At 73.1% G+C, this 21,890-nt stretch carries 21 protein-coding genes; 8 read left to right on the top strand and 13 right to left on the bottom strand.

What is annotated here, in order from left to right:
* Window positions 1-93: 93 nt before the first annotated feature.
* Both ACLQ29_RS20075 and ACLQ29_RS20070 read left to right on the top strand, forming a co-directional pair.
* Window positions 94-1,299: an NAD(P)/FAD-dependent oxidoreductase gene (locus tag ACLQ29_RS20075; RefSeq protein WP_425773024.1), complete on the top strand. Its 1,206-nt coding sequence runs from the start codon at window positions 94-96 to the stop codon at window positions 1,297-1,299.
* Window positions 1,296-2,213 carry an RNA polymerase sigma-70 factor gene (locus ACLQ29_RS20070; RefSeq protein ID WP_425773023.1) on the top strand — a complete coding sequence of 306 codons (918 nt, stop codon included), beginning with the start codon at window positions 1,296-1,298 and terminating at the stop codon, window positions 2,211-2,213. The genes ACLQ29_RS20075 and ACLQ29_RS20070 overlap by 4 nt, the downstream gene beginning before the upstream one ends.
* A gap of 104 nt (window positions 2,214-2,317) precedes the next feature.
* Here the strand turns inward: ACLQ29_RS20070 and ACLQ29_RS20065 are convergent, their stop codons facing one another.
* Window positions 2,318-2,878, bottom strand: a complete 561-nt coding sequence (locus tag ACLQ29_RS20065; RefSeq protein WP_387196631.1) for an NADPH-dependent FMN reductase — start codon at window positions 2,876-2,878, stop codon at window positions 2,318-2,320.
* A gap of 136 nt (window positions 2,879-3,014) precedes the next feature.
* Here ACLQ29_RS20065 and ACLQ29_RS20060 point away from each other — a divergent pair, with 136 nt between their 5' ends.
* On the top strand, window positions 3,015-3,497 hold the full coding sequence (locus ACLQ29_RS20060) for a MarR family winged helix-turn-helix transcriptional regulator (protein WP_425773022.1): 483 nt from the start codon (window positions 3,015-3,017) through the stop codon (window positions 3,495-3,497).
* 33 nt (window positions 3,498-3,530) lie between these two features.
* Here ACLQ29_RS20060 and ACLQ29_RS20055 read toward each other — a convergent pair whose 3' ends face one another.
* From ACLQ29_RS20055 to ACLQ29_RS20035, 5 genes are all read right to left on the bottom strand, one after another.
* Window positions 3,531-3,881, bottom strand: coding sequence for an anthrone oxygenase family protein (locus tag ACLQ29_RS20055; protein WP_425773021.1), 351 nt, complete (start codon window positions 3,879-3,881; stop codon window positions 3,531-3,533).
* Window positions 3,882-4,031: 150 nt separating this feature from the next.
* Window positions 4,032-7,745 carry a S8 family serine peptidase gene (locus tag ACLQ29_RS20050; RefSeq protein ID WP_425773020.1) on the bottom strand — a complete coding sequence of 1,238 codons (3,714 nt, stop codon included), beginning with the start codon at window positions 7,743-7,745 and terminating at the stop codon, window positions 4,032-4,034.
* A gap of 150 nt (window positions 7,746-7,895) precedes the next feature.
* Entirely contained in the window at window positions 7,896-8,504 is a 609-nt protein-coding gene (locus ACLQ29_RS20045) for a bifunctional 4-hydroxy-2-oxoglutarate aldolase/2-dehydro-3-deoxy-phosphogluconate aldolase (protein WP_425773019.1), read from the bottom strand.
* Between the two features lie 89 nt (window positions 8,505-8,593).
* Entirely contained in the window at window positions 8,594-9,619 is a 1,026-nt protein-coding gene (locus ACLQ29_RS20040; protein WP_425773018.1) for a sugar kinase, read from the bottom strand.
* Window positions 9,620-9,715: 96 nt separating this feature from the next.
* On the bottom strand, window positions 9,716-10,564 hold the full coding sequence (locus ACLQ29_RS20035) for a S1 family peptidase (RefSeq protein WP_393371176.1): 849 nt from the start codon (window positions 10,562-10,564) through the stop codon (window positions 9,716-9,718).
* A gap of 155 nt (window positions 10,565-10,719) precedes the next feature.
* Between ACLQ29_RS20035 and ACLQ29_RS20030 the strand changes: the two genes are divergently transcribed.
* The 3 genes from ACLQ29_RS20030 to ACLQ29_RS20020 all read left to right on the top strand — a co-directional run bounded on the left by ACLQ29_RS20030 (window position 10,720) and on the right by ACLQ29_RS20020 (window position 12,685).
* The gene (locus ACLQ29_RS20030) at window positions 10,720-11,133 is read left to right on the top strand and encodes a low temperature requirement protein A (RefSeq protein WP_425773017.1); all 414 of its coding nucleotides are present in this window, start codon (window positions 10,720-10,722) and stop codon (window positions 11,131-11,133) included.
* The gene (locus tag ACLQ29_RS20025; protein WP_425773016.1) at window positions 11,115-11,381 is read left to right on the top strand and encodes a hypothetical protein; all 267 of its coding nucleotides are present in this window, start codon (window positions 11,115-11,117) and stop codon (window positions 11,379-11,381) included. The genes ACLQ29_RS20030 and ACLQ29_RS20025 overlap by 19 nt, the downstream gene beginning before the upstream one ends.
* A 125-nt stretch (window positions 11,382-11,506) precedes the next feature.
* Window positions 11,507-12,685 carry a low temperature requirement protein A gene (locus ACLQ29_RS20020; RefSeq protein ID WP_425773015.1) on the top strand — a complete coding sequence of 393 codons (1,179 nt, stop codon included), beginning with the start codon at window positions 11,507-11,509 and terminating at the stop codon, window positions 12,683-12,685.
* A 3-nt stretch (window positions 12,686-12,688) separates the two neighbouring features.
* On the opposite strand, the gene ACLQ29_RS20015 is transcribed toward ACLQ29_RS20020, so the two are convergent.
* The 4 genes from ACLQ29_RS20015 to ACLQ29_RS20000 form a co-directional block, all read right to left on the bottom strand.
* Window positions 12,689-13,261, bottom strand: coding sequence for a nucleosidase (locus ACLQ29_RS20015; RefSeq protein ID WP_425773014.1), 573 nt, complete (start codon window positions 13,259-13,261; stop codon window positions 12,689-12,691).
* A 37-nt stretch (window positions 13,262-13,298) separates the two neighbouring features.
* Window positions 13,299-16,010, bottom strand: coding sequence for an Hsp70 family protein (locus ACLQ29_RS20010; protein ID WP_425773013.1), 2,712 nt, complete (start codon window positions 16,008-16,010; stop codon window positions 13,299-13,301).
* Between the two features lie 71 nt (window positions 16,011-16,081).
* On the bottom strand, window positions 16,082-16,543 hold the full coding sequence (locus ACLQ29_RS20005) for a GNAT family N-acetyltransferase (RefSeq protein ID WP_425773012.1): 462 nt from the start codon (window positions 16,541-16,543) through the stop codon (window positions 16,082-16,084).
* Between the two features lie 10 nt (window positions 16,544-16,553).
* The gene (locus ACLQ29_RS20000; protein WP_425773011.1) at window positions 16,554-17,387 is read right to left on the bottom strand and encodes a TetR/AcrR family transcriptional regulator; all 834 of its coding nucleotides are present in this window, start codon (window positions 17,385-17,387) and stop codon (window positions 16,554-16,556) included.
* 59 nt (window positions 17,388-17,446) lie between these two features.
* On the opposite strand from ACLQ29_RS20000, the gene ACLQ29_RS19995 reads away from it, so the two are divergent.
* Window positions 17,447-18,973: an FAD-binding oxidoreductase gene (locus tag ACLQ29_RS19995; protein WP_425773010.1), complete on the top strand. Its 1,527-nt coding sequence runs from the start codon at window positions 17,447-17,449 to the stop codon at window positions 18,971-18,973.
* A 5-nt stretch (window positions 18,974-18,978) separates the two neighbouring features.
* On the opposite strand, the gene ACLQ29_RS19990 is transcribed toward ACLQ29_RS19995, so the two are convergent.
* Window positions 18,979-19,866 carry an NmrA/HSCARG family protein gene (locus ACLQ29_RS19990; protein ID WP_425773009.1) on the bottom strand — a complete coding sequence of 296 codons (888 nt, stop codon included), beginning with the start codon at window positions 19,864-19,866 and terminating at the stop codon, window positions 18,979-18,981.
* A gap of 85 nt (window positions 19,867-19,951) precedes the next feature.
* Here ACLQ29_RS19990 and soxR point away from each other — a divergent pair, with 85 nt between their 5' ends.
* Window positions 19,952-20,452, top strand: a complete 501-nt coding sequence (soxR, locus tag ACLQ29_RS19985; RefSeq protein WP_425773008.1) for a redox-sensitive transcriptional activator SoxR — start codon at window positions 19,952-19,954, stop codon at window positions 20,450-20,452.
* Window positions 20,453-20,487: 35 nt separating this feature from the next.
* Here the strand turns inward: soxR and ACLQ29_RS19980 are convergent, their stop codons facing one another.
* Together ACLQ29_RS19980 and ACLQ29_RS19975 are read right to left on the bottom strand one after the other, a co-directional pair.
* Entirely contained in the window at window positions 20,488-21,195 is a 708-nt protein-coding gene (locus ACLQ29_RS19980; RefSeq protein WP_425773007.1) for a RibD family protein, read from the bottom strand.
* Window positions 21,192-21,857: a GTP cyclohydrolase II gene (locus ACLQ29_RS19975; protein ID WP_425773006.1), complete on the bottom strand. Its 666-nt coding sequence runs from the start codon at window positions 21,855-21,857 to the stop codon at window positions 21,192-21,194. Before ACLQ29_RS19975 ends, ACLQ29_RS19980 begins: the two co-directional genes overlap by 4 nt.
* Window positions 21,858-21,890: the final 33 nt, after the last annotated feature.

Raw genomic sequence — 21,890 nt, 5'->3', positions numbered from 1 at the left:
GGCTGACCGTGGCGGGCGTCACGTCGGCCCGATGTCACGAAGCGGCGGGCGCGGCGCATCTCGTGGGCGTCAATCCGAGCAGGGAGGCACACGATGAGCACAGCGCATTCCACCGGCCCGGCGGGCCCGCACCGCGTCCTGATCCTCGGCGCGGGCTACGCGGGCATGGCCGCGGCGACCCAACTCGCGGCCCGGACCAGAGAGGCCGACGTGCGGGTGACAGTGGTGAACGCGCAGGAGCGGTTCACCGAGCGCCTCCGGCTGCACCTGACGGCGACCGGGCAACGCGTCGCCGAATTGGACATCCCGACGCTGCTGGCGAACACCGGCGCACACTTCGTCCGCGGCTGGGTGACGGCGGTCGACGCCGACGCGAAGACCGTCCGGATCGACGACAGTCAGGTGCTGCGCTACGACACCCTGGTGTACGGGTTGGGCAGCGTGACCGACACGGCGGCGGTGCCGGGTGCCGAGGAGCACGCGTACACCCTGGACGGTGCGGGTGAGGCGACGACGCTGGCGGAGCGACTGGCGCGGCTCGGCGGCGGCACCGTCGTCGTGGTCGGCAGCGGGCTGACCGGCGTCGAGACGGCCGCGGAGATCGCCGAACGGCGCCCGGAGATCGACGTCGTGCTGGTGGGTCGGCAGGATCCCGGGGCGAGGATGACCGCGAAGGCCCGGTCACACCTGCGGGCGGCGCTCGCCCGCCTCGGCGTCCAGGTGATCAGTGGGACCACGGTCACGAAGGTGCTGCCCGACGGGGTCGAACTGGCCGGCGCGCGGACCGTGGCGGCCGACGTCGTCCTCTGGACGGCCGGTACGCGGGTGTCGCCGCTGGCCGCCGCCGCGGGGCTGACGGTGGACGAGCGCGGTCGCGTCGTCACCGACGCCACGTTGCGGTCGGTGTCGCACCCCGACGTGTACGCGATCGGGGACGCGGCGGCGATCCGGCAGGGCTACGGCGTGCTGCACGGGACCTGCCAGAGCGGCATGCCGACCGGAGTACACGCGGCGGTGTCGATCGCCCGCACGTTGCGGGGCAGGCAACCCAGGCCGTTCCGCTTCGGTTACTACCACACGCCCGTGAGTCTGGGCCGAAACGATGCGGTCGTGCAGTTCACCCGTCCCGACGACAGCCCCCGCCGCGGCTGCCTGACCGGGCGTCCGGCGGTCTGGTACAAGGAGACGGTGAGCGCCTCACCCTGGCCGACGTACCGCCGCATGACGACGATGCCCTCCTCCGGCGTCTTCTGGCCGCGCGGCGGCCGCCGCACCCGTCGGCGGGACGACGCGCGGTGACGCACCCGTCCGACCCGGACGAGCAGGTCTTCCATCGTCATCGCAACCTGCTGTTCTCGGTGGCCTACCGCATCCTCGGCACCGCGGCCGACGCCGAGGACGCGGTGCAGGACGCCTGGATCAGGTGGTCCTCGGCCGACCGCGCCCAGGTCGCCGACCCCAAGGCGTACCTGGCCCGCATCGTGGCGAACCTCGCGATGCACCGTCTGCGCTCGTCCCGATGGCAACGCGAGACCTATCCGGGACCGTGGTTGCCCGAACCCGTCCTGACCGGTGGGGACACCGCCGACGCCGTCACCGACGCCGAGTCGGTGTCGATGGCGATGCTCGTGGTGCTGGAGACGCTCAGCCCGCTCGAACGTGCGGTGTTCGTCCTGCGGGAGGTGTTCGAGTTCAGTCACGCGGAGATCGCGGTCGCGGTGGAGCGCTCCGAGGCCGCGGTCCGCCAGACCGCGCACCGGGCTCGCGAGCACGTGCGGGCCCAGCGGCCACGCTTCACTGTGGACCGCTCACAGCAGCGCGGTGTGACCGAGCGGTTCCTCGCCGCCGCGACCGGCGGCGACATCAACAGCCTGCTGGAGCTGTTGTCCCCGGACGTCACCCTGTGGACCGACGGCGGCGGTAGGGTCCGCCAGGCCCGGCGGCCCGTCCGGGGCGCGGCGTCGGTCGCCGCCTGGTTCGCGGCCATCGGCACCGTCACCTACCAGGGCGTCGAGCCGCACGACATGCACGCCGCCCTGGTCGCGATCAACGGAGGTCCGGGCCTGGTGTTCAGCGGTGGGGGCCGGGTGGTCGCCACCATCTGTCTCGACCTCGACGCCAGCGGACGCGTCGCCGCGATCCACAACGTGGCCAACCCCGACAAGCTCGGAGCGGTCGCCGACGGCACCACCCACCACCTTCGGACGAGCTGAGTCGACCCCGCCGGCAGGCGGCGGGCCTGACCGCCCGGGAGACGGACAGACGCAGACGGCCGCGGGAGGATCCCCGCGGCCGTCTGCGGACGTGCGCGAAACGGTCAGGCCTGGCGCAGCGGCGCGAGCGCGGTGCTCCACGCGACCACCTGGTCGAGGGTGGTGGTCAGCGCGTCCCGCTGGAACTCGTTGGGCTTGAAGACGCTGAAGTTCTCGAAGTCGGTGAAGAGCGACAGCGCGACCTGCGACCGCACGTCGGCCATCTGCAGCTCACCGGAGATCAACCGCAGGTGCTCCACGGCCCGCGCGCCGCCGACCGAGCCGTAGCTGACGAAGCCCACGGCCTTGTTGTTCCACTCGGCGTACAGGAAGTCGATCGCGTTCTTCAGGGCACCCGAGGTGGAGTGGTTGTACTCGGGGGTGACGATGATGAACCCGTCGTAGGAGGCGATCGTCTCGGCCCACCGCAGCGTGTGCGGCTGGGAGTACTGGCCCATCGACGGCGGGTACGCCTCGTCGAGGTGCGGCAGCTGGTAGTCGAGCAGGTCGATCAGCTCGTACTCCGCGTCGGAGCGCTGCTTGGCGATCTCGAGCACCCAGCGGGCAACGGCTTCACCGTTACGCCCCGGGCGGGTGCTGCCGAGAATGATCCCGATCCTGGTCATGGTGGCGCCTTTCCTCGGTACTTGCGCTGACGGCCCGACGCTAGCCGGTGATTGCTTGGTCAAGCAAATGTTGTCCCTATGGCCGCGATCACACGCTGAGTAAGCAATTGCTCAATCAAGCAAGTATGCTATGAGAATGTCCAACCCCGCCGCAGAACCTCCGCAACCCCTCAACCCCGACGAGGAGGCCCTGGTCCGTGCCCTGGGCCAGGTGATGCACGTGCTGCCCCGCGCGATCGACGCCGACATGGTCGGTGACCGTCAGCTACCGCTCACCGAATACACCGCCCTGATGAACCTATCCGAGGCACCGGGCCGGCGGATGCGGATGAACGAGCTCGCCTCGGCCTGCTACCTCTCACTGAGCGGCATGACCCGCACCATCATCCGGCTGGAGACGCAGGGCCTGGTCACGCGGGAGCGCTGCGAGGAGGACGCGCGCGGCTGGAACGCCGTCCTCACCGACGCCGGATTCGCCCGCCTGACGGAGTCCTGGCCCAGCCACCTGGCCGCCGTACGCCGCCGCTTCCTGCAGCACTTCGAGGGCTACGACCTCGCCCAGTTGGCCCGCGCGTTCCAGCGGGCCGGCACCGCCGAGAACACCGAGACGACCGACTGAGCCCGGGACCGGCCCGGCCGGTCACCCGGCGACTCAACCGGGCGGCCGCCCCGCCTCGACAAGCGCCCACGCCAGCAGCCCGAACGCGCCTGTCGACGCGACCGCGCGGACCACGTTGGCGGGTACCCAACTCGCCTCGAAGCGTTGCCGCAGCGCCGCGAGGTCGGTGTCGGTGTCGGTGTCACCGGCCCGGGCCAGCACGTTGTTGAGCGGCACGTTCACCGCGGCCGTCACACCGAGCACCACCAGGTGGAGCAGCAGCCCGGCCACGATCCACGGCAGCACCGCCCGGCGGTCAGACCGGTGGTCACCGTGGCGACGAACAGACTCGCGGTACTCAGGAATCCCTTGCGCCCCATTGCACCCGCTGGCGCGCCTCCTCACCAGACGCGGGGCCCCGGCACCGACCCAGGGCCTGCGTCAGAGCCCCAGGCCGGCCTGCGGCGGGCCCGGTACCCCGAGATACCGCTACCAACGCGAACCGGCCGCCGGTCGGGCTGCGCGAGGCACCCCGACCGACGGCCAGCCGCGCCGTCAGCGCAGGCCGAACGCCCGCGTGATGCGCTGGCTCACGGTGTTGCCGGCGGCGTCCCGCGCGGTGGTGCGCAGGCTCACGGAGCCGGCCTTCGCCGGTGCGGCGAGCGAGGTGCGCCAGCCGTCCCCGTGCCGGGTCAGCCGCTGCTTCTGCCAGGTCGCACCGTCGTCGTAGGACACCTCGACGGTCACCGCGCCGACCGTGCCCGAGACGCCGGGCAGGTGGGCGGCGACCACCGTCAGCGGCGCCCGCCGCGACGCCGTGCCGGCGGAGTCGAGGGCCACCCGGTAGTCCAGCTGGATCATCGGCAGCACCGCCGACGACTCCTCCCCGGTGGCGGCCGAGGTGAAGCCCCACTCGGTGCGGGTCTTGCGGGAGTACGGGTTGGTCCAGGCGGCCCTGTCGTTCTCCACCACCAGCCGGTACGGCAGACGCTGCGCGGCCAGACCGGAGACCTGGAGATACTCGGCGTTGCCCCAGTTCAGCTCCCGGTCACCCTGATACAGGGTGGTCCGGTTGACCATGTCGTAGTTGGCGCGCGCCTCACCGATGTGCCCACCCCCGTCGCCCCAGCCGGGCGCGGGCAGGTAGACGGTGTCCAGGTAGCGCACCGGCACGTAACCCCCACCCATCCGGGGTCGCTGGATCGGCCCGAACCACTCGACGGCGCTCGGCCGACCGGCCGGGTAGGTGGCCACCTCCATCAGGTGCTGGCCCGTCTCGCCGACGATGTACGCGTCGTCGATCCACCGCTCGCCAGCGGTCACCCAGTCGGTGCGCCGGCCCTGGGCCGGGACGGTCTCCTGGTTGCCCGAGGCCAGGCCCTTCCAGACGTCGGTGCGAAACTCCAGCGCCTTGCCCTGCCGGTAGTTGCGGAACTCCACGTCGACCCGGGCCAACTCCCGCTTGGCGGGCCGGTAGGTCGGGTCGGCCGGCACGGTGCCCGTCCAGTGGTGCGCCACGTCGTACAGGTAGGTGGTCTCCGGGTGCGACTCGGCGGTCAGCCGCACCGGGCCGTGACCCAGCGCCGCGATGAGCTGGTCGCCCTCGTCGGCGGTCAGCGTCGCCACGGTCACCGGCGCCGGGCTCTGCGGGCTCCACGGCGTCTCGTCCCACGGGTCGAGCCGACCGACACCGTCGTTGACCACCAGCAGCAGCGTCGCGCCGGCCGCCGCGACGGCCCGCGCCTGGGTGGCGATGTCCACGGTGTCGCTACGCCGCACCACCACCGCCCGGTCCCGGACCGGACGCTTGGCCAGCCCGGCCGCCGACGCGTCGGCGACGTAGACCGCGTCCACCTGGCGACGACCGGCCGGCAGCGCGGGGGTCGCCCGCTTCACCAGCAGATCGTCGTACGAGCGGCCAGCGGCGGAGATCGTCAACGCCGGCTGTTCGAGCCGCCACCGGGCGCCGAACTCGAACTCGCCGTCGGTGACCTTGCGGCTCGTCGGCAACGCCCACATGCTGTCGTACGAGTCGTTGGGCAGCACCTGACTCTCGGTGAGACCGTTCGCGGTGGACCGGTGGATGTCCATCCGCAGCGAGGTGGCGGTGACCTGCTGCGGCACCGTGGCCCGTACCTGCCGGGCGGCTCGCGCGTCCAGGGTGACGGTGCGGTCGCGGTCCAGGTTGACGTCGGTGAAGCTGAGCATCGCCATGCCCCGGGAGCGCGGGCCGTTCGCGCCGCGCACGTCCGCGGTGATCCAGCCGGTCCAACTCGCCACCGGCAGCCGCAGCGTGGCGGTGCCGCTCTCGGGCAGGTCCACGGCGGTGAACAGCCCGTCGGTGGTGAGGATGACCTTGCCGACGAGCGGTTTGCCGTCCCGGTCCTTGGCGACGAGCGTCAGGTTCTGCCGCTGCCCCTCCTTGCCGGCGCCGATCAGGGTCCGGCCACGGACCGTGCCAGCGTCGTCGGTGGCGACGATCATGCCGCTGACCTGCTTCTCCACCGGCAGCTTGTCGTACGCCGCGGTCAGCTTCACCGTGGCGGTGCCGCCTGCGGGCACGGTGACCGTGTCGGCGGAGAGAGCGAAGAGGCCGGCCGGCGCGGCGGTCGCGTCGAGGGCCAGCTTCAGCGTGACCGGGGCGCTGCCGAGGTTCGTGTAGGTGACCGTCCGGTCGACGCTCATCCCCGGCTGCTGCGGCCAGGCCTGGAAGCCGGAGTAGGCGCTCGGGGTGGCGAAGACGGTGGCCCGGGTGGCGGCGACCGCGTCGACCCGGCCGGCACCCGCCTGGTACGGGGTGTACCCGGGGGTGGCCTTGACCGTGCTGACAAGCGCCTCCTTGATGCGCTGACCGGTCCAGTCCGGGTGCGCGGCGGCGACAAGCGCCGCCGTGCCGGCCACGTGCGGGGTGGCCATCGAGGTGCCGCTCATCAGCGTGTAGTCCCCCGACCCACCGCGTACGTAGTGGGAGCGGGCCGCCAGGATGTCCACGCCCGGCGCGGTGATCTCGGGCTTGAGCCCACCGTCTCCGGCCCGGGGCCCCTGGCTGGAGAACTCGGCCAGGTGGTCGGTCGAGTCGACGGCGCCCACCGTGAGCGCGGAGTTCGCCGCACCGGGGCTGCCGATGCTGTTCGGCCCGCCGTTACCCGCGGCGATCACGAACAGGGCGCCGGTCTCGGCGCTGAGCCGCTCGACGGCCTGGCTCATCGGGTCACTGCCGTCGGTGGCCTCACCGCCCAGGCTCATGCTGACGACCCGGGCCTTCTGCTCGCGGGCCGCCCACTCCATGCCGGCGATGATCCAGGAGTCCTGCCCGCTGCCCTCGCTGTTGAGCACCTTGCCGATGTGCAGGCGGGCGCCGGGGGCGACGCCCCGTTCGACTCCGCCGGACGCGGCGCCGGTGCCGGCGATCGTCGAGGCGACGTGCGTCCCGTGGCCCTTGTAGTCGAGGATGTCCGGCTCCGTGGGCACGAAGCTGCTGGACTCGGCGATCTGACCGGCGAGGTCCGGGTGCTCGGCGTCGGCACCGGAGTCGAGGACCGCGACGTCGACACCGGCGGCGGTGTTGCCCCCGGCCCAGACGTCCGGGGCGCCGATCTGCGCGGTGGAGTCGGCCAGGTCGGCGCGCACCCGTCCGTCCAGCCAGACCTTGGCGATGCCGCTGGCGAGGGTCGGCGCGGCACCCGTACGCCGGGTCGCGCCGGCGGTGAGGGCGGTCCAGAACCGGTCGGCGGTGGCGCGCTGGCGAGTCAGCGCGGCGCCCCGCACGCTGTCGAGCGGGCGGACCAGCTCACCACCATCCACTGTGGGTCGGGTGCGGGCACGGGCCGCCGCGTCGGTCATGGTGACGATCAGCGGCAGCTTGTCCGTGTGGGCGTCGTCGTAGCCGTCGGCGATCAGCTCGGTGACGTTGAACAGTTGGCGGTCCAGCACGCCGCTTGTGACGTACGGCAGCGCGGCGTCCGGGTAGACGTACGTGTCGCCGTCGAGCACGGTGCGGTGGAAGGTCGGCGTACTGCCGTCCGGGCGGCGCACGGTCGACACGGTGCTGCCGTCCGCGGCGGTCGTCACCGTGACCGTGTCACCGGTGATCAACGTGACGGTGGACGCCCGTCCGGCAGCGGCCGGGGGAAGGCCGGTCGGGTGGTCGGGGGTGGTCGGCGGGGCGGCGGACGCCCCCGCGGCGGGTGGGGTGAACCCGGCCGCCAGGGTGAGGGCGGTGCCGAGGGCGATCAGCCCGGATCGGCGACGCCGGCGAGACAGAGCCAAGATGACCTCTTTGCGTCGAGAAGTGGTACGCAGCACAGCATCGACGCATCACCCACCCCCACCGCGCCCCGCACCCCGACGCACATACGCCATGTCGCAACCCCGCCACCAACCCACCCACACCCACGCCCGCCCGGCCCGGCGGGAGGGTTAGAGGGAGGGGCCGGTCAGCTTGGCGAGGGCGTCGAGTTGGGTGGGGTCGGAGAGGGCCGAGCCGACGGCCGCCACCCGTACGCCGGCCTGGAGGAACGCGCCGGCGTTGCTGGCGTCCAGGCCGCCGGTCGCGACGAAGCGCAACTGCGGCAGCGGGCCGGCCATCGCCTTGAACCACGCCGGCCCGAGTGTGATCGCGGGAAACGCCTTGAGCCAGGTGAGGCCGTGCCGCAGCGCCTGCTGGGCCTCGGTGGGCGTGGCCACGCCGGGCAGGTGCGGCAGGCCACGCGCGGCGGCCGCGTCGGCGATCGTGAGGTCGAGGCCGGGCGCCACGGTGAACCGGGCGCCCGCGTCGGCGGCCGCGGCGACCTGCTCGACGTCGAGCACGGTGCCCGCGCCGACGATCCGGCCCCGCTCGGCGCCCGCCTCGACGGCGGCGCGCAGCGACGGTACGGCGTCCGGGGTGGCCACCGGGACCTCCACCACGTCGATGCCGAGGTCCCAGGCGCGCTCGGCGAGCCGAACGGTCTCGGCGACCGGCAGGCCGCGCAGGATCGCCATCACCCGGGCGCCGCCGAAGATGTGCTCGAAATCCGCTGTGGTCATGGTGCACTCCATCCGAGATCGCGGTGAATCTGTTGCCTGCTGGCCCGGTCGTACGCCGACCAGGCCCGGTCGGGACCCGAGGGCGCGTCTCAGGCCGCCGCCAGCGCGCCGGTCAGGTCGAGCGGCGACCAGGCCTCGACGGGGGCGTCGATCAGCCGCTCGAACCAGGCCCACGGCGGGACCGGGGCGTTGTCGCCGCTGCTGGTCAACGCCTGCGCGGCGACGAGGTGCCCGAGGCGCAGGCGTCGCACGGGGTCGAGGCCGCGCAGCAGCCCCGCCAGGTAGCCGGCCGCGAAGGCGTCTCCGGCGCCGACCGGTTCCACGACCGTCACCAGGGGCGCGCGGACGAAGACCGGCTCGGCGTCTCGGCGCAGCGCGGTGGCACCCACCGCGCCGTCCTTGACCACCACCGTCTCCGGTCCGGGCAACAGCCGGCGTACGGCCGCCGGGTCGGCGGTGCCCCACAGCGTCTCCGCCTCGTCCTGACCGACGAAGACCAGGTCGCTGCGGTCGGCCAGGTCGCGCAGCACCCCAGCGGCCTGCTCGGCGGGCCACAACCGGCCCCGGTGGTTGACGTCGAAGCTGATCAGGGCACCGGCCAGTGGACGGTCCGCCACGGCGTGCTCGACAAGCGCCCGGCAGGAGGCGGAGAGCACCGGCGTGATCCCGGACAGGTGCAGCACACCGGCGCCGGCCAGACCCGGCGCGGCCAGCGTGCCGGGATCCATCCGGGAGGCCGCCGACCCCGCCCGGTAGTAGTGCACGGCGGTGCCCTCCGGGCCCGGGTCCTTGACGTAGAGGCCGGTGGGGGCGGTCGGGTCCACGCTGACGTGGTCGACGCGGACGCCTGTCGCGGCGACGTGCCGGACGACGGCCCGGCCGAAGGGGTCGTCGCCGACCCGGCTCACCCAGGCCGCCCGGTGCCCCAGCCGGGCCAGGTAGCCGGCCACGTTGGACTCGGCGCCGCCGACCGAGACGGCGACCTGTCCGGCGTGTTCCAACGGCTCACCGGGCGCGGGGCAGAGCACCACCATCGTCTCCCCGACCGCGGCCACCTCGATCGGCGCGGGGCCCGCCGGGACGGTCGCGTCGTCGGGTGGGGAGTCGGTCGGCATCGGGGCACACGTCCTCGCGGCGGGGATCCTGGGCGCCGCCGAGCCTAGGTGTTCGGGCGCGAGACGGGCAACCCGTCATACGTCACACCTCGACGATCAGGGCACCGTCAACCCGTACGCGGCCAGTACCTCCCCGATCGGCTGGTAGTAGGTGGTGCCGCCGGCGGTGCAGTTGCCGCTGCCACCGGAGAGGATGCCGAGAATGGTGCCTGTCGATGCCACGTAGAGCGGTCCGCCGCTGTCGCCCGGCTCGGCGCAGATGTTGGTGCGGATCAGGCCGTAGATCACGCCGGTGGCGTAGTTGACTGTCTGGTTGAGGCCGGTGACGGTGCCGCACCGCACGCCTGTGGTGACGCCGCTGCGACAGACCGCCTGCCCGACGTACGCGGTGCCGGGCCGTTGGATGGTCAGCAGACCGGGGTAGGTGTAGACCGCGCTGGGATGGGCGATCCGGCCGGTGTAGCGGATCAGCCCGTAGTCGTTCGTGGGATAGCTGGTGGCGGTCCGGGTGCCGAGCACCGTGGTCTGGGCGCTGTCGGCGTACCAGGTGGCGGCGGCGGTGGTGCAGTGCCCGGCGGTGATCACGTAGTAGGTGCTGCCACTGCGCGCGTTCGCGCCGAGCGAGCAGCGCGCCCCACCGCCGTAGATGCCCTGGCCGGCGGCGATCAGCGGGCGCAACGTTCCGGGTTCGCGGCGCAGCAGCACGCCGGCCCGGTCGGCGGTCGCCCGCAGCGTCGCCAACTCGGCGGGGGCCACGGTGTCGTCGACGGTGAGGGTCATCCGGCCGGTGGCGGGGTCGAGGCCCCAGGCGGTGCCCGCGGTGCGTACCCCGGCGAGCGTGGCCGCCGCGTCGGCGGCCCGGTCCGGGGCGGCGGCGCGCGCCGTGCTGGGCGCGACGAGCAGGAGGGTGGTCAGGACGAGGGCGACGAGCGGGGAGCGGCGCATCCGAACCTCCGCGAGGATCGAGCATGATGGATGCCCCTAAGCATCGCCCCGGGTCCGACGCCGTGGCAACCTCGGGCCGGTGCGGAATCGCCGATCCGCGGACGGGCCCCGCCGACGCCGCCGATAATCCTCGGAAACACGGCGGGAGGCCGGGCATGACCACCGGAGAAGATGCGGCGCTGGTACGCCGGATGGAGGGGTCGACCCGGGCCACGCTGCTGGAGTTGCTCTTCGACGTGGTCTTCGTGGCCGCCCTCGCGCTGCTGTCGACACTGTTGACCGAGGAGCACACCTGGTCCGGCAGCGCCAAGGTGCTGCTGATGCTGACGGCCATCTGGTGGACCTGGTCGCTCACCGCGACCACCACCGAGTTCTACAACCCGCGGCAGCGCCCGATCCAGGCCGTCCTGATGATCGCCATGGTCGGTCCGGTGGGGATGGCGGTAGCGCTGCCGATGGTCAGTGTCGCGCACCTGCTGCTCTTCGTGATCTCGTACGTCGGCACGCACGTGAGTCGCTGGTCGTTCACCATCCGACCGGGACGACACCTGTGCGGTGGCTCGTGTTGATCCTCGGCGGCCCGACGCTGTTCGCGCTCGGTCGCGTCCTGTTCGCCCTGCTGGTGTCCTGGGTCGTGCCGTGGCGGCGAGTGGCCTGGCAGCTCACGCCACTGCTGGTGCTGCCGTGGGCCGGCGGCTGGCCGCCGCTGCTGGTCGCCGCCGTCGTGGCGCTCGCGCTGGCCGGTCACATCTTCGTCCCCGCCGGCGACCGGGAGACCGCGCCCGGGTTGAACGTCCGGCGGACCGAGGACGGCTGACCTCGGGCGAGGTACGGGCCGGCCCAACACGCCGCCCTCCTCCCCGACCGGCGGGAATCGCCGATCCGGGGACGTCCGCGCCGGGGCCGCCGATAATTCTCCGAAGACACGGCGGGAGGCCGGGCATGACCACCGGAGGCACCGCGGCACTCGTACGCCGGCCGGACGGGTCGACCCGGGCCACGCTGCTGGAATTGCTGTTCGACGTGGTCTTCGTGGCCTCCCTCGCGCTGACCTCGACGCTGCTCGCGGGACGCCACACCTGGTCCGGCGCGGCGACGGTGCTGCTGATGCTGACGGCGATCTGGTGGACCTGGTCGGTCACCTCCACCACCACCGAGTTCTACGACCCGCAGCAGCGCCCGATCCAGGTCATCCTGATGGTCGCCATGGTCGGGGCGGTGGGGATGGGCGCGTCGCTGCCGAAGATCACCAGTGGGCACGCGCTGGTCTTCGCCATGGCGTACGTCGGCACGCACGTGATTCGCGGCATCATCCTGATCACGAGGTTGCACCAGCAGCGACACCGGTCGGCCATGATCCGCGCCACCCGGTTCCTGTTCTGGTTCCTGGTGTCCGGCGTCTTCTGGATCACCGGCGCGCTGTCCGGCACGGTGAACTGGACCCTCTGGGTCGTCGCCGTCACGATCGACCTGGTCGCCGCGGCGGCGCGCTATCCCACGCCCTGGCTGGGCCGGGTGCCCTTCGACCAGTACGAACGGACCACGGCGCACCTGGGCGAGCGGTATCAACAGTTCGTCATCCTGGCCCTCGGCGACATCATCCTGGTGCCCACCCTGCAGGTCAGCCGGGGCGAGTTCGCCGGACTCCGGGTCGCCGCGCTGTTCTGCGCGTTCGCCATCATGCTGCTGCTGTGGCAGGTCTACGTCTTCCGGGCCGGCGAGTTGCTGGAGGCCGGGGCGCGGGCGGGCCGTCCGGCGCGGGTAGCCCCGTACACCCATCTGGTGATGCTGGCCGGTGTGGTCGCCACGGCGGCCTCGTTCGACCTGGTCGTCACGCGGCCGACCGGCAGGACACCGGTGGGGTGGCTCCTTCTGATCCTGGGTGGCCCGGCGCTGTTCGTGCTCGGCCGCGTCCTGTTCACCCTGCTGGTGTCCATGGTCGTGCCGTGGCGGCGAATGCTCTGCCTCCCCCTGCCGCTGCTGACGCTGCCCTGGGCCGGCCGGTGGCCGCCGCTGCTTGTCACCACGGCCGTGGCGCTCGCGCTGGCCGCGCACATCCTGATACCGGGGGCGGCCCGGGAGACCACGCCGGGTCTGCGGGTACGGCAACCCGACGACTGAGGGTCAGCCGAAGCGCTGGCCGGCCCACTCGGCGAGGTCCCGGGCGCACGCGTCCACCGACTCCCGCCAGGTGCGCGCCGCGCCGTCCCCCGCCTCGTCGCTCACCTGCTTGACAAGTCGGCAGGGCACACCCGCCTGCGCGGCGGCCCACGCCACCGCGTACCCCTCCATGTCGACCAGGTCGGCGCGCTGCGCCAACCGGTCCCGCGCCGCGTCGTCGGCCACGAACGTGTCACCGGTGGCCAGCACCGCGCCCTCGGCGGCCAGGGTCAGCGGCGCCCCGTAGGTATCGCCGGTGAGCGTGCGCAGCAGGTCGGTGTCCAGATCGTGCTGGAGCACGGTGGCGACCTCGTGGATGCCGGCCCACCCGGGGCGCAACGCGCCCGCCGTACCCAGGTTGAGCAGCAGGGCGGGGCGCGGCCCGGCCGCCAGCACCGCGGCCACCGCGCTGGCGGCGTTCACCTTGCCCATGCCGGTCAGCAGCACCGGCAGCTCGGGAGGGAGGTAACGGGCCTCCTCCCCGACGGCGAGCACCACGAGCGGCCGATCGGCGCGGACCGTACCCCGAAGATTCACCGGAGCATCGTACGAGGTCAGCTCCGCACGGGTGGGTTCAGTCCTTGGTGAAGCGGTAGAGGACGAAGTCCTTCTCCGCGCCGCAGGCGATCACGTGGGTGTTCCACGAGCAGGACGCGCTGCGGACGTCCTTCAGCTCGCCCAACTCGTCGACCTCACCGGATTCGGTCCACACCCCGGCGAGCACACGGTTGTCCGCGAACGTGCTGGGCGCCTTGGCGAAGACCAGCAGGTTGCCCTCGTCCAGCCGGACCCCCACACCGCCCCGGGCCCGCAACACCGGCTCGCCGGCGGCGTCGAAGAGGGTGACCGCCGGCTCCGGGTACTCCCGCTGGGCGAGCAGTTGCTCCCCCACCGGCACCAGGTCGGTCACGCCCGGCGCGGGCCAGTGCGCCGCCTGTTCGCCCTCGGTGGCCGCCACCACCTCGGTGCGCTGGGCGTCGTTGTTCGGCACCTGCAACAGGCAGGCCCGCCGCTCGCCGCACGCCACGAGTGCCTTCGCGCGCTGCTCGTCGTTCCCGGAGCGGTAGAGCACCACAGGTTCCGCGTCGGACCCCAGGTCGTACGCCAGGAGCTGGTACCCACCCTCGCTGGCGGCCACGAACAGGCGGTCCTCGTGGGCGACCACCAGATCGTCGAGGTCGGCGACGTTGCCCCACTGGCGCAGCACGGCGCCGGATGCCAGGTCGAGCAGCCGCACGGACCGGTCCGCACCCACCTGGACGAGTCGTCGCCCCTTGCCCGTCCACGGGTTGCGGGGCATGCCGTCGAAGAAGGCCGGTCCGCCCGCCGCCTCGTCGCTGCCCACCGGCCGGACCACGGTGCGGCTGCCGTCGTACTGGTCGCGGGGGTTCGGCTTGGTCCACTTCTGGGCGCCGTTGCTCAGGCGCAGGCCGACCAGTTGGGCCGCGCCACGATCGACAAGCACCGCCGTGTCGTCGGCGACGTAGATGTCGTCGTCACCGCGGACCGTGCGCTGCCAGCGCTGGGCGCCCGAACGACCGTCCAGGACAGCCAGCGGGCGCGGCGTGCTGTCGCCGGGTGCGTCGGCGAGGACCACGACCGCCCCGGGGACGGCGATGATGGCCTCCCAGTCGTCGGCCCGCACGTCGGTCGCCCTGCGCCACAGCTCGTCGCCGGTGCCGGTGTCGACGGCCACCACCTCCAGCCGGTCGTCCGGCAACGGGAACCCGAGGTAGGCCCGGTCGCCGAGCACCGCCGTCCACATGCCGGCCGGTCGCTCGCCGCCGGCCTTCGGCCGGGACAGTTCGCGCAGCGCCGCGAACTCCAGATCGGGGTAGCGGTCCCGGGTCAGGTACAGCGTCGCGGCGGCGCCCACCCCGAGCAGGGCCAGCACCGCGCCCAGCACCACCCAGCGCGCCCGCCGCCAGCGCGTCGCGCCGAGTGGACCCGCCGGCGCGGCACCCGCCCAGCCCGGTGCGGGCGGACCCGCTGGCGGCGCGGGGGGACCCGCCCGCCCCGGAGCCTCCGGGGCGGGCGAGCCCGGCCAGGGCTGCGCCGGTACGGCCGGCCCGGCCCCCGGCGCGGGCGGACTCACCGGAGCCGGTGCGGGCGGGGCGAGCTGCGGCCCGGCGTACGCCGGCAGCGGCCGGCGCAGCGGGAGGTCGGTCAGCGCGCCCTCGGCCACCGGCAACTCGGGCTGGTCGAGCACCGTCGGCGCGACCCCCAGTTCGGTGTGCAGCATCCGGGCCACCAGGGGGATCCGCGACGAGCCACCGACGAGGAACAACCCGGCGAGTTGGTCGGGGCTGAGCCCGGCGGCGGCGATCACCTCCCGGGCCCGGTCCACCGCGCGGCGCAGCAGCGGCGTGGCCACCCGTTCGACGTCGGCCCGGGTGAGCTGGACGGCTTCGGCCACCCCCGGCACCGCGACGGGCGCCACCGTCGAGCGGGACAGCGTCTCCTTCGCACCTCGTACCTCGTCCCAGAGCCGCACCTGGTCGCGGCGCTGCGCCGGGTCCTCCGGCCGGATCAGCCGGGCCCACTGCGCGGCGTGCCGTTCCCCGAGCAGCTCGCCGACCCGCTGCACCAACGCGGCGTCGAGGTCCAGGCCGCCCAGGTCCGGCAGGCCACCGTCGGCGACCACGCTGAAGCCGGAGTCACCCCACGGGTCCGCGCCCTCGTTGCGCAGCACCGCCACGTCCAGCGTCCCGCCGCCGAAGTCGAACACCGCGATCGCGTCGCCGACCGGCACCGGACGATGCAGCACCTGCGTGTAGTAACGGGCGGCGGCCACCGGTTCGCGCAACAGCCGGGTGCCCGGCGGTGTCGGCCCGGCCAGGGTGTGCTCGGCTACCTGCGGCCAGCCCGCCAGCAGCAGGGCGTCGGCGAGCACCTGCCGCCGCGTCTCGTCCCAGGCGGCCGGGCAGGTCAGCACGGCCGGGGGCAGGAACCCCACGGCGCCCACCGCGGCCCGCGCGACCGCCGCCAGCACCGCGGCGAGCAGGTCGGCCGGCGGGTACGAGCGGTCGCCGAGCACAACTGTCGGCTCGTCCACCCGACGCTTCGGGTTCGCCTCGAACCGGGCCGGGTCCGTCTGTGCCAACCGCCGGGCGTCCCACCCGGTGTGCAGGGTGCCGTCCGGGTCGGCGTACACGGCGGAGGGGCTGAGCGGTTGACCGTCCATCAACAGCGGGCGGGTCCGCCCGTCGGGCCAGCGCAGCACCGCTACCGTGTTTGACGTACCGAGGTCGACGCCGAGGGCGAAACCCTCGTGCTGGCCTGCCATCTACCCGATACCTCCGCCGCGACGAGGGGAACTCGACCCCGCATCGTACGCAGGCCCCGCCGCCCCGCTGATCAGTCGGTCAGGTGCCGTACCCCGACGACCTCCCCGCCGCTGGTTTCCCCGGTGGGGCGGAAGTCGAGCTTGAGGTAGAACCGCTCCGGGCCGTCCGCCCCCGGTTCCCACGTCGTGAACACGCGGTCGTGCCCGCGTTCGCGCGCCTCGGCGCAGACGGCCCGCACCGCGAAGCGGCCGTACCCGCGACCCTGCTGCTCGGCGGCGATGTTCAGCCGCCACAGGCCCGAGCGCCTGTCGTCCGGACGGGCCGGGTCCCACACGATGTCGAAGAAGCCCATCAGGAAGCCGACGATCTCGTCACCCTCGACGATCAGCCGTGGCCACGCGATGTCGGGTTGCGCGTACGCCTCGGCGAGAGACCAGGCGACCGGAGACGAGAACCTCTCCTGGTCCGGTCGCACGCTCACCCGACAGGCGGCTTCCACGTTGTCCGGGGTGATCTGCACGAGTCGCGGCACGCCGGCCACCCTATCGGGCCGGGCCGGACAGCAGGCCGTCGAGCAGCCGGCGCAGGCCGAACTGGAACCAGGTGTCGAGGGCCGTGTCGGGGCTGCTCTGTCCGGCCGCGACCAGCCAGGGTCGCCGCTGCGTGCGGCCGGTCCGCTCCAGCCTGATGCGGGTCGCCGACCACCAGGCGGGGTATGTGGTGTCGGTCGGATCTCGCCGGATGAGCAGGGCCATGCCCTGGATGTAACCGCTGAGCACCAGGTAGGAGCGGAACGCCTCGGCGGGGTCGTAGCCGGCGCTTGTGAACGCCGCCACGAAACTGTCGACCATGGCCAGGACGGCCGGGCCGGTCGGTGGCCGGTCGGTGGCGAGGACGGCGAGCAGCCAGGGATGACGCCGGTACATCGTCCACTCGTCCCGGGCCAGCTGTTCGAGCTGGTGGCGCGGGTCGTCGTGCGATGGCGCGTCGCCGGGCATCCGCGCGGCGGTGATGCGCTCGGCCATCGCGGCGAGCAGTTCGCCCCGGTTGCGGACGTGCCGGTACAGGGAGTGGACGGGCATCGCGGCGCGCTGGCCGAGCACCCGCATGGACACCGCGTCGAGGCCCCCGGAGTCGGCCAGCTCGACGGCGAGGCCGACCAGCCGGTCGCGGGGATCGCCGCCGCTGGGGGCGGGCAACTCGGGGACGCGACGCGAGAGCGCGGCGGGACCGTGGTCGCGACGCCTGCGGTACGCGCGGGCCTGGCAGCCGCGCGAGCAGTAGCGGCGGGGGCGCCCCCGGCCGGAGCCGCCGGGCAGGTCGGCCTCGCACTCGACACACTGGCCGGTGAGCACGGCCACCCCCAGTTTCGTCACGGCATACGGTGTGACGAAAGTACTGCCCGCCGTCCACCCCGGACCTCAGGATCATCGGCATGAACCAGCCCAGTCGCAGGGATCTGCTCCGCGCCGGCGCGGTCGCGTCCGCGGCCGTCCTCTATCCGTCCCCGGCCTCCGCCGCCCCGCCGCCGGATTGTCCGCCCCCACTCGGCCCGGTCCGGGTGCTGCCGGACGACCCTCGGTACGCGGACCTCGTCCGTCGCGGCAATCGACGGTTCGTGGGCACACCTGACGAGGTGCGCGTGGTCGGCGCCACCGACCAGGTCGTCGCCGCCGTGCAGGACGCGGTCCGCACCGGCCGACGGGTGGCGGTACGCGGCGGCGGACACGGCTTCGAGGGGTTCGTGGACGACCCGGCGGTCCGGATGGTGATCGACATGTCGGGCCTGACCGAGGTCTATCACGACCCGCGGCGGTACGGCTTCGCCGTCGAGGCGGGCGCCACGCTCGGCGAGGCGTACCGCAGGCTCTTCCTTGGTTGGGGAGTGACCATCCCGGGTGGCTCGTGCCCGGGTGTGGGCGTCGGTGGCCACGTCGCGGGCGGCGGCTACGGTCGTCTCTCCCGCCTGCACGGGCTCGCGGCCGACCACCTGTACGCGATCGAGGTGGTCGTCGTGGACCGCGGCGGCACCGCGCGTGCGGTGGTCGCCACCCGGGAGCCGACGGATCCGCACCGCGACCTGTGGTGGGCGCACACCGGCGCTGGCGGAGGTACCTTCGGCGTCGTCACGCGGTACTGGTTCCGGTCGCTACCCACGCCGCCCGCGCGGGTGGTGGACTTCACCGTCACCTGGCCGTGGGACGGCATGGACGAGGCGGGCTTCTGCCGGCTCGCCGGCAACTTCGGCAGGTGGTGCGCCCGCAACAGCGCGCCCGACTCGCGGGGACGACACCTCTACGGCGAGCTGATCCTGTTTCGCCCGCAGGCCGGTGGTCACACCCTCACCGGCCAGGTCCCGCACGGCAGCCGACACCTGCTCGACGAGCTTGTGGCGGCGCTCGGCGACGGCGTCGGCGTCACCCCGACGGTCTCCGCGCAGACGCTCCCGTGGCTGGCCGCGACGCTGCACGCCGACGACGACGGCAAGGGTTGGCGGTTGAAGGTCAAGTCCGCCTTCCATCGCGCTCCCCTGACCGACCGGCAGTTGCACGTCGCCTACCGCCACCTCACCCGCGCCGACACCGACCTCCTGACCGGCTCGCTGAGCCTCAACACCTACGGCGGGGCGATAAACGCCGTGCCGTCGACAGCCACCGCCGCCGCCCACCGCGACGCGTCGATGTTGCTGTTCTACCTCGCGGGCTGGTCCGACCCGGCCGCCGATGCCCGGGGCATGGCCTGGATCCGTGAGTTCTACCGGGACATGTACGCCGACACCGGCGGCGTGCCCCCGGGCGGCGCGTACATCAACTACCCCGACGTCGACCTCCGCGCCGAGACCCGGGCCTGGCCCGACCTGTATTACGGCCCCAACTACCCCCGACTGCAACAGGTCAAGGCGCGGTGGGACCCCCGCAACGTCTTCCACCACGACCTGTCGGTACGCCCACCCCGCCAGTAGGCGGACTACTGCCAGCTCGGCCGGCTGGCGAGGACGCGGTCCCAGTCGACGGTCCGGGCCCACTCGGCGTAGCGGTGCCAGGTCACCTCCGGGTACCTGGCGCGCAGCCCGTCGATGTCGACGAAGTCGGTGTTCTCCTCGAACCGCTGGAACATGTCGGCGATCTCGTCGCCGGCCCACTGCCGGACCTGGTCCAACGGCATCTGCTGGTACGGGATCTCGCGGCCGAGCACGTCGCCGAAGATGCGGGCGGCCTCGTCGCCGGTGACCCGGTCGGAGGCGACGTCGATCCGTTCGCCGACGAACAGGTCCGGGTGCTCGATGGCGTGTACCGCGAGGCCGGCGATGTCGCGGACGGTCACCTGGTCCAGCGGCTTGCCGGCGGTGAGCGGGTTGGCCAGGACACCGTCGGTCAGGCGGCTGAACCCGACGTTCAGCGCGTTCTCCATGAAGTACACCGGCCCGAGGACCGTCGCACGGACCTGCTGGTCCCGCAGGTACGCCTCGACGAGCTGCTTGCTGTCGGCGTGGTCGAGGTCGGTAGGCGTCGACCGGCCGGCGCCGCGTACGGACGAGTAGACGAGGTGCGCGTCGGCGCGGGCCGCGACATCGACCAGGTGGCGGCCCTGGGCGACCTCCTCGTCCCTACCGCCGGCCCCGAACGGTACGGACAGGCCGAAGATCGCGTCGACGCCCTTGGCGGCCTCGGCCAGGCCGTCGGGGTGGGCCAGGTCGCCGGTGACCAGCCGGACTCCGACGGTGGACAGCGCCACCGCGGCGGGCGACTCGGGCGACCGCACGCAGGCGACGACGTCGTGGCCGTGCTCGAGCAGCAGGTCGGCGACGGCACCGCCCTGTTTGCCGGTGGCGCCGATGACGAGAACGTGTGCCATGAGGGTGCTCCCTGCTTCGCGGTTCTGGACGCCGCCGATTCTCTGGCCTCAACCTCGATTGAGGTCAAGCCCTAGGCTTGGTCCCATGCCCAGGGCTCGCACCACCTTTCACGAACTCACCGTCGGCCAGGTCGCCGACCGCAGCGGCGTCGCGATCTCCGCGCTGCACTTCTACGAGCGCAAGGGCCTGATCCGCAGCAGTCGGACGGCGAGCAACCAGCGCAGGTACAGCCGCGACACGTTGCGCCGGGTGGCGTTCATCCGGGCCTCCCAACACGTCGGCATCTCGCTCACGGTGATCCGGGAGGCCCTCGACCGGCTGCCGAGCGAGCGCACCCCGACCCGCGACGACTGGGCTCGCCTGTCCGCCGACTGGCGCGGCGTCCTCGACGCCAGGATCGCGCACCTGCGGGCACTACGGGACGACCTCAGCGCGTGCATCGGATGCGGCTGCCTCTCCCTGCGGGCCTGCCACCTGACAAACCCCCGCGACGTGTTGGGCCGCGAGGGCCCCGGCGCCCGCCGCCTGCCGACGCCACAACCGCCGGCGATCATGGGGTTGGCGGGTTCTCCAGAGATCGAATGACCCGTCCACCTCATGATCAACCAAGACGGTGGGTGTCAGCCTTCGGTGCAGCGGTCGGACAGGGCGTAGCGCAGCAGCACCACGTCGCCGATCTGGCGGGCCTCGGCCAGCCGGGCGCGCCGGCCCGGGTGCCAGGGGAAGCGCCCCTCGCCGACGAACCGGGGCGCCCGGCCGTCGCCGACGAAGAACGGGGCGACCACCAGGTGCAGCTCGTCGGCGAGACCGGCGGCGAGGAACTGGGCGTGCACCGTCCCGCCGCCCTCCACCATCAGCCGCCGTACGCCCCGCGCGTACAGGTCGGTCAGCAGCCAGGCCGGGTCGACCGGCTCCCCCGCGTCCACCACCGTGGCCAGTCGACCGATGCGTTCCTCGGTCTTCTCCAGCACGCTCGTGGCGCAGTAGACGAGCCGGGTGGGGTCACCGGCGGTGAAGAAACGGGCGGTCGGGTCGAGGTCACCGCGGGCGGTCAGGGTGACCTTCGTGGGCGAGGCGGGCCGCCCGCACGCCACCCGGTCGGCCCGACGGCTCGCGGAACGCACCAGCAGCCGGGGATCGTCGCGGCGGACGGTGCCGGCGCCGACCAGTATCGCGTCGCAGCTGGCCCGCACCGCGTCGACCCGGTCCAGGTCGTCGTCGTTGGACAGCAGCAACCGCTTGTCGGACGCGTCGTCGATGTACCCGTCGATCGAGGTGGCGCAGCTGAGCAGCACGTACGGCCGCGTCGGCGCCGGTGTGCGACTCACTTGTCGACGGGCAGGTCGGGCGCGACCGAGACGACCTCCGCCGCCTTGGCGGCCTTGGCAGCCAGGTAGTCGGCGTTGGCCGGCGACAGGAAGACGCTCGTGGGCACCTGTTCGGTGACGTCCACCCCGAGGCGGGCAAGCTGCACGGCCTTGTCCGGGTTGCTGCTCAGCAGTCGGATCCGCGGCACCCCCAGCGTGCTCAGCATCTGCGCGGCGGCGGTGTAGTCCCGCTCGTCCTCACCCCGGCCCAGCGCGACGTTCGCCTGATAGGTGTCCAGCCCGGCGTCCTGCAACGCGTACGCGTCGAGCTTGGCGTACAGGCCGATGCCCCGCCCCTCCTGCCGCAGGTAGAGCAGGAAACCACCGGCCTCGGCGATCCGCTGCACCGCCTCGCGCAGCTGCGGCCCGCAGTCGCAGCGTTGGCTGCCGAACACGTCGCCGGTCAGGCACTCGCTGTGCGGGCGGACCAGCGGCGGCTCTCCCCCGGCGGCGAGCCGGTCCAGCGCGCCCGCCCAGTCGCCCAGGCCGAGCGCGAGGTGCTCCCGGCCGTCCACCAGGCCCTTGAACGAGAACACCCGGACCGTCGTGGCGTAGCCATCGGGAAACGTCAACGGCACCGTGACCTGCGTACGGATCGTGGCTACCGGCAATGATTCGGGCATGGGGCTCCTCTGTCCGGCGCCACCGACGGGCGG

This window comes from Micromonospora sp. DT228, assembly GCF_049841595.1.
GTDB lineage: Bacteria > Actinomycetota > Actinomycetes > Mycobacteriales > Micromonosporaceae > Micromonospora.
This window is presented reverse-complemented; position numbering and strand designations above follow the sequence as displayed.